We start from the raw sequence: 18,894 nt of genomic DNA, 5'->3' as shown, positions 1-18,894 counted from the left end.
TCAAGGGGAAACGCAATGAAAATTGGATTTATCGGCCTGGGTATTATGGGCAAACCAATGAGTAAAAATCTGGTGAAAGCCGGTTATTCGCTGGTGGTGCGCGATCATAACGCTGACAACGAAGCGGAACTGACTGAACTGGGCGCGACCGTGGCGAAATCGCCAAAAGAGGTGGCTGAGCAGTGCGATGTGGTGATTACCATGGTGCCCAACTCGCCGCAGGTCATCGAAGTCTGTCTGGGTAAAAATGGCATTATCGAAGGGGCGAAGCCAGGCCTGGTGGTCATCGACATGAGCTCCATTGCGCCGCTGGCGAGCCGTGAAGTCCATGATGCGCTGGCAGAAAAAGGGATCAAAATGCTGGATGCGCCGGTCAGTGGCGGTGAACCTAAAGCGATTGAAGGCACGCTCTCTGTGATGGTCGGCGGTGATAAAGCGGTGTTCGATACCTGCTACGACATCATGAAATCGATGGCGGGATCGGTGGTGCATACCGGCGACATCGGTGCGGGTAACGTGACTAAGCTGGCCAACCAGGTGATTGTGGCGCTGAATATTGCGGCGATGTCCGAGGCGTTATCACTGGCGACCAAAGCGGGTGTGAATCCGGATCTGGTTTATCAGGCGATTCGTGGCGGCCTGGCCGGCAGCACGGTACTGGATGCCAAAGCGCCCATGGTGATGGATCGCAACTTCAAACCCGGCTTCCGCATTGACCTGCATATCAAAGATCTGGCGAACGCGCTGGATACCTCGCACAGCATCGGCGCGCATCTGCCGCTGACGGCGGCGGTGATGGAGATGATGCAGGCGCTGCGTAACGACGGGCAGGGTAGCGCCGACCACAGCGCGCTGGCCTGCTATTATGAGAAGTTAGCGAAGGTTGAAATCGCCCGCTAAAACCCGGTGTCGGTCTCTGCGGAAACCGGACTGGTTCAGAGCCGTTTCAATTACTCAACTGCGCTCGGATTGCCTATGAAAATCGTAATCGCACCGGATTCATATAAAGAGAGTTTATCCGCCCTGGATGTGGCATCGGCGATTGAAGCGGGTTTCCGTGACATCTTTCCCGATGCGCATTACGTGAAAATACCGGTCGCCGACGGCGGTGAAGGAACGGTAGAAGCGATGGTGGCGGCGACGAAGGGAAAAATCGTCAGGCTGAAGGTGACGGGGCCGCTGGGAACAGAGGTTGACGCCTTCTATGGCCTGTCCGGCGATGAGTCCACCGCCTATATCGAAATGGCAGCGGCCAGTGGACTGGAGCGGGTGCCTGCATCGCAGCGTGACCCGCTGATAACGACCTCATTTGGCACCGGCGAGTTGATCAGACATGCGCTGGATAAGGGGGTCGGCCACATCATCATTGGTATCGGCGGCAGCGCCACCAATGATGGCGGAGCCGGCATGATGCAGGCGCTGGGCGCCCGGCTGCTGGACGACCAGGGCTGCGAGATCGGTCACGGTGGCGGTGCACTCGCCGATCTTGCCAGCATCGATATTGACGCGCTGGACGCCCGCATTCATCAGTGCCGCATTGAAGTGGCCTGTGACGTCACGAATCCGCTGACGGGCAAAGAGGGTGCATCGGCCATTTTCGGCCCGCAGAAAGGGGCGACACCGGCGCTGGTGCAGCAGCTCGATCAGGCGCTGGCCCATTACGCCGCGATTATTCACCGCGATCTCGATATTGATGTGCTGCATATTCCGGGCGGCGGCGCAGCGGGCGGTATGGGGGCGGCGCTGCACGCCTTTTGTCAGGCGGAGCTGCGACGCGGCATTGAGATTGTTACTGAGGCGCTGGGGCTGGCTGAAGAGGTAAAAGATGCTGACCTGGTAATTACCGGTGAAGGGCGTATCGACAGCCAGAGTATTAATGGCAAGGTGCCGATCGGGGTCGCCAGCGTGGCAAAGCGCTTTAATAAGCCGGTGATTGGCATCGCCGGAAGTCTGACGGCCGATGTCGGCGTGGTGCATCAGCACGGGATCGATGCGGTATTCAGCGTGCTCTACAGCATCTGTACGCTGGATGAGGCTCTCGCCAGCGCCGGAAAGAATGTTGAGATGACGGCGCGTAATGTGGCAGCCACGTTAAAGCTGGCCGGGTTTAACTAACCACCAGCATTACCCGGCCACTCCACATCGGCCGGGTTTAACTAACCAATAGCCTTATCAAATCCCTAACAGCTGGCGGGCTTCTCGGGCGACGTTCTCCATCTCATCCTGCAGCTCCAGCAGTTCCGGCTCCAGCGCAGCGATATCGCTGGCCTCCAGCAGCTCTCTTTCCAGCTGATGGCAGAGTTGCTTCATGCGCGGCACGCCGCTGTAGCTGGCACTGCCGTGCAGCTTGTGAATAATCTCACGCAGGGCGTTGACCTCATTGGTCGACATAAACTGCGCCATCTTCGCATGCACTTCCGGTAAAAATTCCAGCAGCATCCGCAGCAGATCGCGCGCCAGATCGGCTTTGTTCGCCGCCTGTCGCAGCGCCAGTTGCCAGTCCAGCGTGGGTAATATTGGCAGCAGTTCCGGCACGGTGACCACCGGTGGTGGCGTATAGCGCGCCAGCAACTGTCTTAACTTGCTCTCATCAATCGGTTTGGCAAGATAGTCATTCATGCCCGCCTTGATCAATTGCTCACGCTCGCCATCAATTGCATGGGCGGTGACCGCCACAATCGGTGTACTGGCATGATGCGGCATGCTGCGGATAATTTCGCTGGCGCGAATGCCATCGATATCCGGCATCTGAATATCCATCAGAATCACATCCAGCGACTGCTGACGTGCTTCGCGGATGGCGTGTTCGGCGCTGCTGCACAGCAGGATGTTCTGCACCTGCTCCTCCAGCAGCGCGCCAATCAGCTTGAGGTTGGCGGGATTATCATCCACCGCCATCACCGTCAGCGGCAGCCGGGGTGAAAGCGGCAGTTCACTGATCTGACGGGTATGCAGATCCAGTAACATCGGCAGGAGTCGCGTCAGGGAGATCGGTTTAGCGATGCAACCGTCGATGCCGCGTACCTTCAGTTCATCCGCCAGCAACATCATCGGGCTGGGGAGCGCCATCAGCACGTTGTCGGCCCGATCCAGCAGCGCATTAATCATGCGTTCATTGACCAGCTCGGGCTGACTGATGTCGACCGGCATCGCCATCAGCAGCAGCGGATAGTGAGACGCTTTTAAACCCTCCAGCGTTTCGCTGTAATCGATCTGCAATGGTGTGGCGCTTAACATCTCCAGTGCTGCGCTGGCAACGTTAGCATCCGCTTCAACATAGGCAATGCGCGCATGTGACAGCGCATCCAGCACGCGTGGCATGCCGGGCGCATTGGGATTGAGATCCAGCTGCACGCGAATCACAAAGGTGGAGCCCTTGTCCGGCTGACTGCTGAAGGTGATTTCGCCGCCCATCTCCCGCACCAGTTTCTGGGTGATCACCAGCCCCAGCCCGGTGCCGCCATGACGGCGCGAAATGCTGGCGTCAGCCTGACGGAACGCCTGGAAAAGCTGTGTCTGTTGCTGCTCAGAGATGCCGATGCCGCTATCTTCAACCTGAATCTCCAGCTCGACGCGCGACTGCGTAATCACCCGCTGTCCGACACGCAGGCCGATATACCCTTTCTCGGTAAACTTGATGGCGTTACCGATCAGGTTAATCAGAATCTGTTGCAGGCGCAGCGCATCGCCAATCACGTTGTCCGGCACGCTGCTGTCACACACCACCGTCAGCTCCAGCCCTTTGTCATGCGCCGACGGGGCCAGCAGCACCAGCGTTTCATCCAGTGTGGCACGCAGCGGGAAGGGGATCGCCTCCAGCATCAGTTTGCCCGCTTCCAGCTTCGAGAAATCGAGCACGTCATTGATAATACTGAGCAGGTTATTGGCTGAACGTTCAATGGTCTGCATATAGTCGCGCTGGGTGGTGCGCAGCTGGGTTTTCAGCATCTGCCGGGTAAAGCCCAGCACGCCATTTAGCGGCGTCCGCAGCTCATGCGACATATTGGCCAGAAACTCAGATTTGATGCGCGCCGCTTCCTGGGCGCGTTTCTTCGCCAGATCAAGCTCAACGTTCTGAATCTCCAGCTGTTCCAGCGTCTCTCGCAGATCGTAGGTCGCCTGATCGATATTGTGCTGCATCTCTTCGTGATAGGCGGTCAGCGACATCGCCATCGCATTAATTCCGTTTTTCAGAATGCTGAGTTCACCCAGCATGTATCCCTCAACGCGGCTGTCGAGCTGGCCGCGACGGATGCGGTCAACGGTGGTGACCATATTGCGGATCGGGCCGGTGACATCACGCATCAGACGATAGGCAAACAGCATGGCCAGGCAGAGGCAGAAGAGCAGCATCAGCGTGGCGACAAACACCTCTTTATATTGCTGCAGGCGCACCGACTGCAGATCCAGCTCTATCGCCACGTAGCCCAGCGGATTGCCCGACGGCTTGGCATCTTCGTCCGGCAATTCATCCACATCGTAACGCTCGGTGGTGATCGGTGTGCGCAGAATCAATACGTTACCGTGACGTTCCATGGAGACATCGTCGGGCAGGGCGCGGATATCATCCTGTTGCAGCAGGCTGAGGTTCTGCTTGTGATTGGAGGTGACGTAGAGCTGGTTGTGGTTATCAAATACCGAGATCGCCCGGACGATGCCGGAATGGCGGCGGTGCAGCAGGCTGACCAGTTCACGCATGGCGTCACGGTTGTGCCAGGTCATGCTGTATTCGCTGGAGATCGCCAGCGGTTCAATGATATTGGCTCCGGCATCGATAACCTGGCGCTGCAGTTCATTGTAACGGTGCACCACAAAAAATGAGCTGAGCAGCAGGCCAACCATCAGCGTGGGTGCCAGAATTAAAATCATCATTCGCGCCCGCAGGCTGTATTTGGTCATAATAGTCGCCTGGCTACTCCGGCATTAACGTCCCTGTGCATGCTGTCGACAAAAACAATGCAGGTCGTTTTCGATAAAGAGAATTAATAACACTATGGCGCAATTTTACGTTGCAAAACAGCGCGTGACGACGCAACAACGGATCACCGTCACCATTGAGGCGCTCGATCCGTTCGGACAAGGGGTGGCGCGTCACAAGGGCAAAACCCTTTTTGTCGCCGGTGCCCTGCCTGGGGAACAGGCGGAGGTCATGCTGACAGAGGATAAACGTCAATTTGCCCGGGCGAAAGTGACACGACTGATTAGCCGCAGTCCGGCGCGCGTCACGCCACGCTGCCCGCATTATGAACGCTGCGGCGGCTGCCAGCAGCAGCATGCCGATGTAGCGCTGCAACAGCAGAGCAAAGCCCAGGCGCTGAGCCGGATGCTGCGCCAGGCCGCCGCACAAGACGTGGCGGTGGATGAGGTGATTGCCGGTCAGCCCTGGGGCTATCGTCGTCGCGCCCGTCTGGGGCTGCAATGGCAAAATAAGGCGCAGCGATTGCAGATGGGCTTCCGTCAGGAAGCCAGCAACGATCTGGTTGATATTCAGCAATGCCCCATTTTAGTGCCCGAACTTGAGGCTTTACTGGTTCCATTGCACCAGTGTCTCAGTGACTTACGCGCCGTCAGGCGTCTCGGGCATGTGGAGCTGGTGCTGGCAGACAACGGGCCGTTGATGATTCTGCGCCATCTTGATGCGCTGCATGCGGATGACCGTGAAAAACTGGAACAGTTTTCGCATAAGCATCAGCTGATGCTGTTCCTGGATGCGGGCGAGGAAGAAGTGAGTGCGTTAAGTAAGTCGACGCCGTTTTATCAATCTCACCAGCTTAAGCTAACCTTCAGCCCACAGGATTTTATTCAGGTTAACGATGGTGTTAATCAGCAGATGGTCGCGAAGGCAATTGCCTGGCTCGATCTGCAGCCGGAAGACCGGGTGCTGGATCTGTTTTGCGGCATGGGAAACTTCACACTTCCTATAGGAATTTTCGTACATAATGTGGTTGGTGTGGAGGGGATTGCAGCATTAGTGCGGCAGGCAGCGTATAATGCTGATTTGAATAATCTTAAAAATGTCAGTTTCTTTCAGCATAATCTGGAAGAAGAAGTGTCGCGCCAGCCGTGGGCGGCACAGGGATTTAACAAGGTATTACTCGATCCGGCACGCGCCGGGGCTGCGGGCGTAATGGCGCATGTGGTTAAACTTGCACCAGATCGCGTGGTCTATGTTTCGTGTAATCCCACCACACTCGCCCGCGACAGCCAGACATTGCTGTCGGCAGGCTACCAATTGGAAAGGGTCGCGATGCTGGATATGTTCCCACATACCCGTCATCTCGAATCCATGGTGCTGTTCAGAAAAACATAAGCGATGTATGTCGTTGTGCAGGAGAGGTTATGGTTGCGGTCAGAAGTGCGCATTTAAATACTGAGGGGGATTTCGCCCTCGACCAGTGGATCGCCAGTCTCGGTATTGCCAACCCGCAATCATGTCAACGTGTGGCCGAGACCTGGCGCTACTGCGAAGCGCAGACGCAGGGCCATCCTGATCAGTCGCTGCTGCTGTGGCGCGGTATTGAGATGGTTGAAATCCTCTCAATGCTCAGCATGGATATCGAAAGCCTGTGTGCGGCGCTGATTTTCCCGCTGGCTAACGATGAAGTGGTGAGTGAAGAGGAGCTGGAAACCGCCGTCGGCAAAGGCATTGTCTCGCTGGTACACGGCGTGCGCGATATGGACGCCATCCGCCAGCTGAAAGCGATCCACAACGACTCCATGGCCTCTGAACAGGTGGATAACGTTCGCCGCATGCTGCTGGCGATGGTAGAAGATTTCCGCTGCGTAGTGCTGAAGCTGGCTGAACGCATCATGAACCTGCGCGAAATGAAAGATGCGCCGGAAGATGAGCGGGTACTGGCCGCCAAAGAGAGCACCAATATCTATGCGCCACTGGCCAATCGTCTCGGTATTGGTCAGCTCAAATGGGAGCTGGAAGATTACTGCTTCCGCTACCTGCATCCCGACGAATATAAGCGCATCGCCAAATTACTGCATGAGCGGCGTATTGACCGTGAGCAGTACATCGAAAACTTCGTCAGCAATCTGCGCAAAGAGATGGTCAAAGAGGGCGTGCGCGCCGAAGTCTATGGCCGTCCGAAACATATCTACAGCATCTGGCGCAAGATGCAGAAAAAATCGCTGGCCTTTGATGAGCTGTTTGACGTGCGAGCGGTGCGCATCGTCGCCGATCGCCTGCAGGATTGCTACGGTGCGCTGGGTACGGTGCACACGCTCTATCGCCATCTGCCCAGCGAGTTTGATGACTACGTCGCTAACCCCAAACCCAACGGCTACCAGTCGATTCATACGGTGGTGTTAGGGCCGCAGGGCAAAACGGTGGAGATCCAGATCCGTACCCGCCAGATGCATGAAGATGCCGAGCTGGGCGTGGCGGCGCACTGGAAATATAAAGAGGGGCCAACTTCCAGCAGCGCGCGTGGCGCGGCCGGTCATGAAGAGCGGATCGCCTGGCTGCGTAAGCTCATCAGCTGGCAGGAAGAGATGGCGGACTCCGGCGAACTGCTGGAAGAGGTCCGCAGCCAGGTGTTCGATGACCGGGTCTACGTCTTTACCCCGAAAGGCGACGTGGTGGATCTGCCCGCTGGATCGACGCCGCTCGACTTTGCCTATCATATTCACAGCGACATCGGTCACCGCTGCATCGGCGCGAAAATCGGTGGCCGCATCGTGCCGTTCACCTACCAGCTGCAGATGGGCGATCAGGTTGAAGTGATCACCCAGAAGCAGCCGAACCCGAGCCGCGACTGGCTCAATCCGAATCTGGGCTACATCACCACCAACCGTGGGCGCTCGAAGATCCACAACTGGTTCCGCAAGCAGGATCGCGACAAGAATATTATCGCCGGACGGCAGATTCTGGATAACGAACTGAATCAGCTGGATATCAGCCTGCGCGAAGCCGAAAAATTGCTGCTGCCCCGCTATAACGTCACCTCGCTTGAAGAGCTGCTCGCGGCGATTGGCGGCGGTGATATTCGTCTTAACCAGATGGTTAACTTCCTGCAGGCGAAGCTGAACAAGCCGAGCGCCGAAGAGGAAGATCGCGAAGCGCTGCGTCAGCTGACCCAGAAATCGTACACTCCCTCTTCACGCAAAGAGAGCGGACGTGTCGTCGTGGAGGGCGTGGGCAACCTGATGCACCACATTGCCCGCTGCTGCCAGCCGATTCCGGGGGATGATATTGTCGGCTTCATCACCCAGGGGCGCGGCATCTCTATTCATCGCGCTGACTGCGACCAGCTGGCTGAACTCATTTCGCATGCGCCGGAACGTATCGTCGATGCGGTGTGGGGCGAAAGCTACTCCAGCGGCTATTCGCTGGTGGTGCGCGTGACCGCCAACGATCGCAGCGGCTTACTGCGTGACATCACCACCATTCTCGCCAACGAGAAAGTGAATGTCCTGGGCGTCTCAAGCCGCAGCGACACCAAAAAACAGCTGGCGACCATCGACATGGATATTGAGATCTACAACCATCAGGTACTGGGACGTGTCCTGGCGCGTCTGAACCAGGTCTCTGATATCATTGACGCCCGTCGCCTGCACTGATATTCAGGCAGGCACTGAGGCAACCGGCAGCTGGAGGTTGCGCAGGCGTTTTCTGCACCACCAGACACGGCAGGACGCTATTCACGGCGTCCGGCCGTGTTGTACGCTTTGCCTCTTCGCCCGCTACCTGTCATCTCACTAATCAAGGATCCTCCTGAATGAACGCTATTGAGCGCCTGCTTGGCATAATGAAAACCCTGCGCGATCCACAACATGGCTGTCCGTGGGATCGTGAACAGACCTTCGCCACCATCGCGCCCTATACGCTGGAAGAGACCTACGAAGTGCTGGACGCTATCCAGCGCGAAGATTTTGACGATCTGCGCGGTGAGCTGGGCGATCTGCTGTTTCAGGTGGTGTTCTATGCGCAGATGGCCAGCGAACAGGATCGCTTTAATTTTGAGGATATCTGCCACGCAATCAGCGACAAGCTGGAGCGCCGTCATCCACACATTTTTGGCGATGCCACAGCAGAAACCAGCAGCGAAGTGCTGAAAAACTGGGAAGCGATAAAAACCGCTGAGCGGGCTGACAAAGCCCAGCATTCGGCGCTGGATGATATCCCTAAGGCACTGCCCGCACTGATGCGCGCCCACAAGATTCAGAAGCGTTGTCACAATGTCGGATTCGACTGGACCACGCTGGGGCCGGTGGTGGCTAAGGTGCATGAAGAGATTGATGAAGTGATGCACGAGGCGCAGCAGAGCGTGGTGGATGGTGAGAAGCTGGAAGAGGAGATTGGCGACCTGCTGTTCGCCACGGTTAACCTGTCGCGCCATCTGGGCAGCAAAGCGGAAACTGCGCTGCAAAAGGCCAACGACAAGTTTGAGCGCCGCTTCCGCGAAGTCGAAGCGATCATCGCTGCACAGGGGTTAAGTATGCCGGGTGCCACGCTGGAGCAGATGGAGGCCGCCTGGCAGCAAGTGAAACGGGGCGAGAAGCGCTGATTATTCCAGCGCTGTGCATAAAGCCACCGCTTTCGCTTACTCGATTCAGCCTGACGGCAACTTTGTGACGCACGTCAACATTTCATTGGCGGCTATCGGCTATGTTAGCCGCAGCAATGCGTTGGAGGATGGCGGTGATTCATCAATTGTGGCTGATAGCGGTTTCCAGTATACTGTTTTCCCGTCCTGGTTATTCCACCGTCTTTAAACCTAAACTCTCAGGTTCAGCATGACAACGAATTATATTTTTGTGACCGGCGGGGTCGTTTCCTCTCTGGGTAAAGGCATTGCCGCAGCCTCCCTCGCAGCCATTCTCGAAGCCCGTGGTCTGAACGTGACCATCATGAAGCTGGACCCGTATATCAACGTGGATCCAGGCACCATGAGCCCGACGCAGCACGGTGAAGTTTTCGTCACTGATGACGGCGCTGAAACCGATCTGGATTTGGGTCACTACGAGCGCTTCATCCGTACCAAAATGTCGCGTCGTAACAACTTCACCACTGGCCGTATCTACTCAGAAGTCCTGCGCAAAGAGCGCCGTGGCGACTATCTGGGCGCAACCATTCAGGTTATTCCGCACATCACCAACGCCATCAAAGAACGCATTATTGAAGGCGGTGAAGGTCATGATGTGGTACTGGTCGAAATCGGCGGCACGGTCGGGGATATCGAATCACTGCCGTTCCTGGAAGCGATTCGCCAGATGGCCGTTGATGTGGGCCGCGAACACACCATGTATATGCACCTGACGCTGGTGCCGTATATGGCGGCTGCCGGTGAAGTGAAAACCAAACCGACCCAGCACTCGGTGAAAGAGCTGCTGTCGATTGGTATTCAGCCAGACGTGCTGATTTGCCGTTCTGACCGTGCCGTACCGGCCAACGAACGCGCTAAAATCGCCCTGTTCTGTAACGTCCCTGAAAAAGCGGTTATCTCGCTGAAAGACGTTGATTCCATTTACAAGATTCCTGGCATGCTGAAATCGCAGGGCCTGGATGACTATATCTGCAAGCGCTTCAACCTGAATGCACCGGAAGCCAACCTGGCCGAATGGGAGCAGGTGATCTACGAAGAAGCCAATCCGGGTGGTGAAGTCACCATCGGTATGGTGGGCAAGTATGTGGAATTGCCGGATGCCTACAAGTCGGTCATCGAAGCGCTGAAACATGGCGGCCTGAAAAATCGCGTCACCGTGAACATCAAACTGATCGATTCGCAGGATGTTGAATCACGCGGTGTCGAATTACTGAAAGATCTGGATGCGATTCTGATCCCGGGTGGCTTCGGTTACCGTGGCGTGGAAGGCAAGCTGATGACCGCGCAGTATGCACGTGAAAACAACGTGCCGTACCTGGGCATCTGCCTGGGCATGCAGGTTGCGCTGATGGAGTTCGCCCGCAATGTCGCCGGGATGCCGGGCGCCAACTCCACGGAATTTGTGCCAGACTGTAAATATCCGGTGGTGGCATTAATCACCGAATGGCGTGACGAAGATGGCAACGTCGAAGTCCGCAGCGAGCAGAGCGATCTGGGCGGCACCATGCGTCTGGGCAGCCAGCAGTGTCAGTTAACGCCGGGCAGCCAGGTTCGCCAGCTCTACGGCTCTGACACTATCGTTGAGCGCCATCGCCACCGCTATGAAGTGAACAATATGCTGTTAAAGCAGATTGAAGCAGCCGGTCTGCGCGTAGCAGGTCGCTCTGGTGATGATCAACTGGTTGAGATTATCGAGATCCCGAACCATCCATGGTTTGTGGCCTGCCAGTTCCATCCTGAGTTTACCTCGACCCCACGCGACGGCCATCCGCTGTTTGCCGGCTTTGTTAAAGCCGCACATGAGCATCAGAAGCGTTTAGCGAAGTAAGTTTCACAGGCAGCGCGCGAACTTTTCGCGCGTTGCTTGTCTTAGGATTGACTAACTTGTACTGAGGAAAATCGTAATGTCCAAAATCGTAAAAGTCATCGGTCGCGAAATTATCGACTCACGTGGTAACCCGACTGTTGAAGCTGAAGTGCATCTGGAAGGCGGTTTCGTAGGCCTGGCAGCTGCACCATCAGGTGCCTCTACCGGTTCACGCGAAGCGCTGGAACTGCGTGACGGTGACAAATCACGTTATCTGGGCAAAGGCGTAACCAAAGCCGTTGCTGCAGTAAACGGTCCGATTGCTGAAGCGGTAAAAGGCAAAGACGCGAAAGATCAGGCGAACATCGATAAGATCATGATCGACCTGGACGGTACTGAGAACAAATCTAACTTCGGTGCTAACGCCATTCTGGCTGTTTCACTGGCAGCTGCTAAAGCCGCTGCAGCCTCTAAAGGTCAGCCGCTGTATGAGCACATCGCTGAACTGAACGGCACCCCAGGCAAATACTCTATGCCACTGCCAATGATGAACATCATCAACGGCGGCGAACATGCCGACAACAACGTCGACATCCAGGAATTCATGATCCAGCCGGTTGGCGCTCCGAACCTGAAAGAAGCCATCCGTATGGGTTCTGAAGTGTTCCACAGCCTGGCAAAAGTGCTGAAAAGCAAAGGCATGAGCACTGCAGTGGGTGACGAAGGCGGCTACGCGCCTAACCTGGGTTCCAACGCCGAAGCGCTGGCTGTTATCGCTGAAGCGGTAAAAGCAGCAGGCTACGAGCTGGGCAAAGACATCACCCTGGCGATGGACTGTGCGGCATCTGAGTTCTACAAAGATGGCAAATACGTTCTGGCCGGTGAAGGCGGTAAATCGTTTACCTCTGAAGAGTTCACCCACTTCCTGGAAGATCTGACTAAACAGTATCCGATCGTTTCTATCGAAGATGGCCTGGACGAATCTGACTGGGACGGCTTCGCTTACCAGACCAAAGTACTGGGCGACAAAATCCAGCTGGTGGGTGATGACCTGTTCGTTACCAACACCAAAATCCTGAAAGAAGGTATCGATAAAGGTATCGCTAACTCCATTCTGATCAAATTCAACCAGATCGGTTCTCTGACCGAAACTCTGGCTGCGATCAAAATGGCGAAAGACGCGGGCTACACTGCCGTGATCTCTCACCGTTCAGGCGAAACCGAAGATGCGACCATCGCTGACCTGGCGGTAGGTACTGCAGCGGGCCAGATCAAAACCGGTTCAATGAGCCGTTCTGACCGTGTTGCTAAGTACAACCAGCTGATCCGTATTGAAGAAGCGCTGGGTTCTAAAGCGCCATTCAACGGTCTGAAAGAAGTTAAAGGTCAGTAATGACTGTGCGTTGATGTCGCGCTAAGTGACATCATCGGCCTCTGAAGCCCCGCCTTGTGCGGGGCTTTTTGTTGGTGGCGGTGTGCAGACGCAGATGGCAAGGCCCGATCGCCAAAGCGGCATCTCTGCCGGCCGGGTCCGCGCGATTACGCACCTCATCCCTGAGGTACGCCCGTTACCGGGACAACGTTTTGCGTTGTTCAAAAACGCTTCCGGCGTTTTTGTCCTGAGCGCGGGACGCTTTGCTCTTCGGTCCTGGCCATCCACGTTCTGAGCCTGTCAGCCGTCTGAAGCCCCTCATTTGTGTTTTGTCCGGCGCGGAGAAAAGGCACAACGCGTGGTTGAGCTGCGCGGCAAATCTGCCATAATCAGCGCCCTGTTTTTTTCAAGCGAGTCCGTAATGCAATACCCGATTAACGAAATGTTCCAGACACTGCAGGGCGAAGGTTATTACACCGGCGTGCCTGCCATTTTCATTCGTTTGCAGGGATGCCCGGTGGGCTGTAGCTGGTGCGATACCAAACACACCTGGGAAAAGCGGACAGATCGGGAAACGTCGCTGGGCGATATTTTGATCAAGACGGTGGAAAGCGACGCCTGGGGGGATGCCGACGCGGCGACCCTGGTGAGTGCCATTGCGCAGCAGGGCTGGACGGCGCGTCATGTGGTCATCACCGGTGGTGAACCGGCGATTTACGATCTGCGTCCGTTAACCACTGCGCTGGAGCAGCACGGTTTCCAGTGCCAGATTGAGACCAGCGGAACCCACGAGATCCACTGTTCCGAACGGACCTGGGTGACCGTCTCGCCGAAGGTCAACATGCGCGGCGGCTACGATGTTCTGCCCCAGGCGCTGAGCCGGGCCGATGAAATCAAGCATCCGGTGGCGCGCGAGCGTGATGTGGAAGCGCTGGATCGGCTGCTGGCAGGCATTGATGACACCAAAGCGCGTATCATCGCCCTGCAGCCGATCAGCCGCAAAGATGATGCAACCCGGCTCTGTATTGAGACCTGCATTGCCCGTAACTGGCGTCTGTCGATGCAGACCCATAAATATCTCAATATCGCCTGATCCTGATAAAGCGGCACGCATTGAGCCGTTAACCACAGGAAAGCGTTGAGCGTCAGAGGCAGAACGGAGAGAAAAGCCGCGTCGGATCGAAGGGTTCGATCCGACAGGGTTAGCCGCGGTAAACGCAGCCTGCGGTGCAGGTTTCTTTGATCATCACCGCGCTAAGCAGCGGCAGTTGCGGCTTCATCTGATCCCAGATCCATTTCGCCAGCACTTCGCTGGTGGGATTTTCCAGGCCGGGAATATCATTCAGATAGTAGTGGTCCAGCCGATTGTAGACCGGCTTAAACGCCGCCTTCAGCTCAGCAAAATCCATAACCCAGCCGGTATGCGCATCCACTTCGCCGGTAATCTCCAGACGAACCAGGAACGAATGACCGTGCAGACGGCCACATTTGTGTCCGGCCGGCACATTCGGTAGATGATGCGCGGCTTCGAACTGGAACTCTTTAAACAAGGTGGTAGACATAATGGTTCTCAGACATTAAAAAACCGCTGAATTCTACCTGATTACCGCTTTTTTCGCACCCGAACCGCACAAACCGATACTTTTCCTGCGCGTTTATACAGTGTCGTCCAGCTAATTAACTGATATATCACCGCTTTGCTTACCACTTTTAACGATTATTCCTACCTGGAAAACCATTTAGTCATTTTGGTTATTTGATATGTCGAAGGTGTATTTAATCGTTAATATACGGACCGGTAACCTACGCACTCTTCCGCCATTTTACGGTCCGGACTTCTGATACTGGAATTTTTAACGCGATGACGACTCAGGCACCTGGTTCAATGCTTCCGCTCTCCCCGGAACAACTCGCTCGCTTACAGGCGGCGGCGACAGATTATTCCCCGACTCAACTGGCGTGGCTGTCAGGCTATTTCTGGGGCAGGGTGGAACAGACCCCGGGTAGCGCCGTCGCCAGCACTGCATCTGCTCCGGCTCCGGCTCCGGCCGAAGCGCCCGCCATTACGCTGCTTTCCGCTTCCCAGACCGGCAACGCACGTCGTCTGGCTGAGCAGTTGCGTGATGACCTGCTGGCCGCAAAGCTGAACGTAAATCTGGTGAATGCCGGTGACTACAAGTTCAAACAGATTGGCCAGGAAAAAATGCTGGTGGTTGTAACCTCCACGCAGGGCGAAGGCGAACCGCCGGAAGAGGCGGTGGCGCTGCATAAATTCCTGATGTCGAAAAAGGCACCGAAAATGGAGGGTGCCGCCTTCGCAGTGTTTGGCCTGGGCGACACCTCTTATGAATTCTTCAGTCAGGCGGGTAAAGATTTTGACAGCCGACTGGCGGAGCTGGGCGGTGAGCGTCTGCTGGATCGCGTTGATGCGGATGTAGAGTATGCGGAGCAGGCCACCGCCTGGCGCAATGCACTGACGGAAATTCTCAAGAAACGCGTTCCCACTGAATCCCCGGCGCAGGCTGCGGCGACAGCAGCCGGCAGCGTCAACGAAGTCACCACCAGCCCCTATACTAAAGAGTCGCCGCTCAGCGCGAGTCTGGCGGTGAATCAGAAAATTACCGGACGGGACTCAGATAAAGATGTGCGCCATATCGAAATCGATCTGGGCGATTCCGGTCTGCGCTACCAGCCTGGCGATGCGCTGGGCGTCTGGTATGAGAACGACGCGGCGCTGGTCAGCGAACTGCTGGAGCTGGTCTGGCTGAAAGGCGATGAGCCGGTAGAGGTTCAGGGGAAAACCCTGCCGCTGGCGGAGGCGCTGCAGAAGCATTTCGAGCTGACGGTTAACACCGCGCAGATCGTGGCGCAGTATGCCCAGCTGTCACGCAACGCGGAGTTGCTCTCACTGGTGGATGATAAAGCCAGGCTGCAGCACTATGCGCAGCACTATCCGATTGCGGATATGGTGCGCCTGGCACCGTCCGAACTCAGCGCTGAACAGCTGACCGGACTGCTGCGACCGCTGACGCCGCGCCTCTACTCTATCGCCTCTTCGCAGGCTGAAACCGATACCGAAGTGCATATCACCGTCGGTGCCGTTCGCTTTGATATTGAAGGTCGCCAGCGCGGCGGCGGTGCATCGACCTGGCTGGCCGATCGCATCGAAGAAGAGGGCGAAGTCCGGGTCTTCATCGAACACAACGACAACTTCCGCCTGCCGGCTAATCCGGATGCGCCAGTGATCATGATTGGCCCGGGCACCGGCATCGCGCCGTTCCGCGCCTTTATGCAGCAGCGCGACAACGACGGTGCCGGCGGCAAAAACTGGCTATTCTTTGGTAATCCGCACTTCACCGACGATTTCCTCTATCAGGTGGAGTGGCAGAAATATGTTAAGGATGGTCTGCTGACTCATATCGACCTCGCCTGGTCACGCGATCAGGCAGAGAAGATTTACGTACAGGATAAGATCCGCGCGAAAGGGGCCGAAGTGTGGCGCTGGATCGAAGAGGGCGCGCATCTTTATGTCTGTGGCGACGCGAATCGTATGGCAAAAGACGTCGAGCAGGCATTGCTGGATGTGGTGGTCGAACACGGCGGAATGGATCGTGAAACGGCCGACGAATTTTTAAGTGAGCTGCGCATTGAGCGCCGTTATCAGCGAGACGTTTACTAATGAGCGATAAACACCCTGGACCGCTGGTTGTAGAAGGCAAATTAGCAGACGCTGAGCGTCTGAAGAAGCAGAGCAACTATCTGCGCGGCACCATTAAAGAAGATCTGGAAGAGGGTCTGACCGGCGGTTTTACCGGCGACAACTTCCTGCTGATTCGTTTTCACGGCATGTACCAGCAGGACGATCGCGATATTCGTGCCGAACGTGCTGAGCAGAAGCTGGAGCCGCGCCACGCCATGATGCTGCGTTGCCGGTTACCGGGCGGCATCATTACGCCGACTCAGTGGCTGGCCATCGACAAATTTGCCACCGATAAAACCATCTATGGCAGCATCCGTCTGACTAACCGTCAGACCTTCCAGTTTCACGGCATTCTGAAGAAGAACGTCAAGCCGACGCATCAGATGCTGCATGAGGTGGGGCTGGATGCGCTGGCGACCGCCAACGACGTTAACCGTAACGTGCTCTGTACGTCGAACCCGGTTGAGTCGGAGCTGCATCAGGAAGCGTATGAGTGGGCGAAGAAACTCTCTGAGCATCTGCTGCCACGCACCCGTGCCTATGCGGAGATCTGGTGGGATAAAGAAAAAGTCGCCACCACCGACGAAGAGCCGATCCTCGGTGAAACGTATCTGCCGCGTAAATTCAAAACCACCGTAGTGATCCCGCCGCATAACGACGTGGATCTGCACGCCAACGATCTGAACTTTGTCGCTGTCGTCGAGCACGGCAAGCTGGTGGGCTTTAACCTGCTGGTGGGTGGCGGGCTGTCGATTGAGCACGGTAACAAAGCGACCTATGCGCGCACCGCCAGCGAGTTTGGCTATTTCCCGGTGGAGAAGATCCTCGACGTCGCCGAGGCGGTGGTCACGACGCAGCGCGACTGGGGCAACCGTACCGACCGTAAAAACGCTAAAACCAAGTACACCCTGGAACGCGTTGGCGTCGAGACCTTTAAAGCCGAAGTTGAAAAACGTGCCGGTGTGACGTTTGAGCCGATCCGTCCTTATGAGTTCACCACCCGTGGCGATCGTATTGGCTGGATTAAAGGCATCGACAACAAATGGCACCTGACGCTGTTTATCGAAAATGGTCGCCTGCTCGACTATCCGGGCCGACCACTAAAAAGCGGCATCGCTGAAATTGCAAAAATTCATCAGGGCGATTTCCGCCTGACCGCTAATCAGAACCTGATTGTGGCGGGCGTGCCGGAAAGCGAAAAAGCGCAGATCGAAGCAATCGCGCGCGAACATGGTCTGATGGATCACGTTACGGCACAGCGCGAAAACTCGATGGCCTGCGTGGCGTTCCCGACCTGTCCGCTGGCGATGGCAGAAGCCGAGCGCTTCCTGCCTGCCTTCGTGACCAAAGTGGAAGGGATCATGCATGCGCATGGCGTTGGCGATGAGCACATAGTGTTACGCGTTACCGGTTGTCCCAACGGCTGTGGCCGTGCCATGCTGGCTGAGCTGGGTCTGGTGGGTAAAGCGCCAGGTCGCTACAACCTGCATCTGGGTGGAAACCGCAGCGGAACGCGTATTCCCCGCATGTACCGTGAAAACATTAACGAAAGCGAAATTCTCGCCACCATTGATGAGCTGGTGGGACGCTGGGCCACTGAGCGCCAGGCCGCGGAAGGCTTTGGTGATTTCACCATCCGCGCGGGCATTGTTGCGCCGGTGCTGGACCCGGCACGCGATTTTTGGGAGGAAGCAAAATGAGTCACCCCGACCTCGCAGCACTGAATGGGATGTCCAAAGTCCAGCGTGCTATGGCGCTGGCCGCGACCAATGCGCAGCTGGAGAAGTCATCAGCGGAAGAGCGGGTCAGCTGGGCGCTGGAGAATCTGCCGGGTGCCTATGTGCTCTCCTCCAGTTTCGGTATTCAGGCCGCGGTGTCGCTGCATCTGGTGACGCGTCTGCAGCCCGATATTCCGGTGATCCTGACCGACACCGGCTATCTGTTCCCGGAGACCTATCGTTTTATTGATGAGCTGGCGGACCAGCTCAATCTCAACCTTAAAGTGTTCCGTGCCGAAACCTCACCGGCCTGGCAGGAAGCGCGCTACGGCAAACTGTGGGAGCAGGGCGTCGAGGGGATTGAGAAATATAACGAGATCAACAAAGTTGAGCCGATGAATCGCGCCATTGAAACCCTGGGCGCGCAGACCTGGTTTGCCGGATTGCGCCGCGACCAGTCGGGCAGCCGGGCGAATCTGCCGGTGCTGGGCGTCCAGCGTGGCGTCTTTAAGCTGCTGCCGATTATCGACTGGGATAACCGCCAGATTCATCAGTATCTGGAGCAGCATAAGCTGAAGTACCATCCGCTGTGGGATGAAGGCTATCTATCGGTGGGCGATACCCATACCACCCGCAAGTGGGAGCCGGGTATGGCAGAAGAAGAGACGCGCTTCTTCGGCCTCAAGCGCGAGTGTGGTCTGCACGAAGGCTGACGCAGGACTTCTCTCCCCGCACACAGG

Annotated in this window: 13 protein-coding genes; 11 read left to right on the top strand and 2 right to left on the bottom strand. The window is 56.4% G+C overall.

Annotated elements, in window-relative coordinates; genetic code table 11:
• Positions 1 to 15 precede the first annotated feature (15 nt).
• Positions 16 to 900, top strand: coding sequence for a 2-hydroxy-3-oxopropionate reductase (gene garR / locus HFD94_RS20295; RefSeq protein ID WP_010248583.1), 885 nt, complete (start codon positions 16 to 18; stop codon positions 898 to 900).
• 75 nt (positions 901 to 975) lie between these two features.
• The gene (locus tag HFD94_RS20290) at positions 976 to 2,115 is read left to right on the top strand and encodes a glycerate kinase (RefSeq protein WP_031291930.1); all 1,140 of its coding nucleotides are present in this window, start codon (positions 976 to 978) and stop codon (positions 2,113 to 2,115) included.
• A gap of 57 nt (positions 2,116 to 2,172) precedes the next feature.
• On the opposite strand, the gene barA is transcribed toward HFD94_RS20290, so the two are convergent.
• Positions 2,173 to 4,899 carry a two-component sensor histidine kinase BarA gene (barA, locus tag HFD94_RS20285; RefSeq protein WP_167433500.1) on the bottom strand — a complete coding sequence of 909 codons (2,727 nt, stop codon included), beginning with the start codon at positions 4,897 to 4,899 and terminating at the stop codon, positions 2,173 to 2,175.
• A 94-nt stretch (positions 4,900 to 4,993) separates the two neighbouring features.
• Between barA and rlmD the strand changes: the two genes are divergently transcribed.
• The 6 genes from rlmD (at position 4,994) to queE (ending at position 13,829) form a co-directional block, all read left to right on the top strand.
• Positions 4,994 to 6,310 (top strand): 23S rRNA (uracil(1939)-C(5))-methyltransferase RlmD, encoded by a 1,317-nt coding sequence (gene rlmD, locus HFD94_RS20280; protein ID WP_167433499.1) that lies wholly within the window; start codon positions 4,994 to 4,996, stop codon positions 6,308 to 6,310.
• 29 nt (positions 6,311 to 6,339) lie between these two features.
• Positions 6,340 to 8,571, top strand: a complete 2,232-nt coding sequence (gene relA, locus HFD94_RS20275) for a GTP diphosphokinase (protein WP_010248576.1) — start codon at positions 6,340 to 6,342, stop codon at positions 8,569 to 8,571.
• Positions 8,572 to 8,729: 158 nt separating this feature from the next.
• Positions 8,730 to 9,518, top strand: a complete 789-nt coding sequence (mazG, locus tag HFD94_RS20270) for a nucleoside triphosphate pyrophosphohydrolase (RefSeq protein WP_050680051.1) — start codon at positions 8,730 to 8,732, stop codon at positions 9,516 to 9,518.
• 229 nt (positions 9,519 to 9,747) lie between these two features.
• Complete coding sequence (pyrG, locus tag HFD94_RS20265) at positions 9,748 to 11,385, top strand: glutamine hydrolyzing CTP synthase (protein ID WP_010248572.1); 1,638 nt, start codon at positions 9,748 to 9,750, stop codon at positions 11,383 to 11,385.
• A 76-nt stretch (positions 11,386 to 11,461) separates the two neighbouring features.
• Positions 11,462 to 12,757 (top strand): phosphopyruvate hydratase, encoded by a 1,296-nt coding sequence (eno, locus tag HFD94_RS20260; protein WP_010248571.1) that lies wholly within the window; start codon positions 11,462 to 11,464, stop codon positions 12,755 to 12,757.
• Between the two features lie 400 nt (positions 12,758 to 13,157).
• Positions 13,158 to 13,829, top strand: coding sequence for a 7-carboxy-7-deazaguanine synthase QueE (gene queE / locus HFD94_RS20255; RefSeq protein WP_010248569.1), 672 nt, complete (start codon positions 13,158 to 13,160; stop codon positions 13,827 to 13,829).
• Positions 13,830 to 13,938: 109 nt separating this feature from the next.
• Here the strand turns inward: queE and queD are convergent, their stop codons facing one another.
• Positions 13,939 to 14,298, bottom strand: a complete 360-nt coding sequence (gene queD, locus HFD94_RS20250) for a 6-carboxytetrahydropterin synthase QueD (RefSeq protein WP_010248568.1) — start codon at positions 14,296 to 14,298, stop codon at positions 13,939 to 13,941.
• Between the two features lie 299 nt (positions 14,299 to 14,597).
• On the opposite strand from queD, the gene cysJ reads away from it, so the two are divergent.
• The 3 genes from cysJ to cysH are packed head-to-tail and all read left to right on the top strand — an operon-like array spanning position 14,598 to position 18,867.
• Positions 14,598 to 16,415, top strand: coding sequence for an NADPH-dependent assimilatory sulfite reductase flavoprotein subunit (cysJ, locus tag HFD94_RS20245; protein ID WP_167433498.1), 1,818 nt, complete (start codon positions 14,598 to 14,600; stop codon positions 16,413 to 16,415).
• Positions 16,415 to 18,136 (top strand): assimilatory sulfite reductase (NADPH) hemoprotein subunit, encoded by a 1,722-nt coding sequence (gene cysI, locus HFD94_RS20240; RefSeq protein WP_167433497.1) that lies wholly within the window; start codon positions 16,415 to 16,417, stop codon positions 18,134 to 18,136. The genes cysJ and cysI overlap by 1 nt, the downstream gene beginning before the upstream one ends.
• Positions 18,133 to 18,867, top strand: a complete 735-nt coding sequence (gene cysH / locus HFD94_RS20235; protein WP_167433496.1) for a phosphoadenosine phosphosulfate reductase — start codon at positions 18,133 to 18,135, stop codon at positions 18,865 to 18,867. Before cysI ends, cysH begins: the two co-directional genes overlap by 4 nt.
• Positions 18,868 to 18,894: the final 27 nt, after the last annotated feature.

This window comes from Pantoea sp. EKM20T (genome assembly GCF_011800485.1).
GTDB classification, from domain to species: Bacteria; Pseudomonadota; Gammaproteobacteria; order Enterobacterales; family Enterobacteriaceae; genus Pantoea; species Pantoea agglomerans.
Note: the sequence above shows the minus strand (reverse complement) of the source record. Positions and strands in the feature narration are given on the sequence as shown.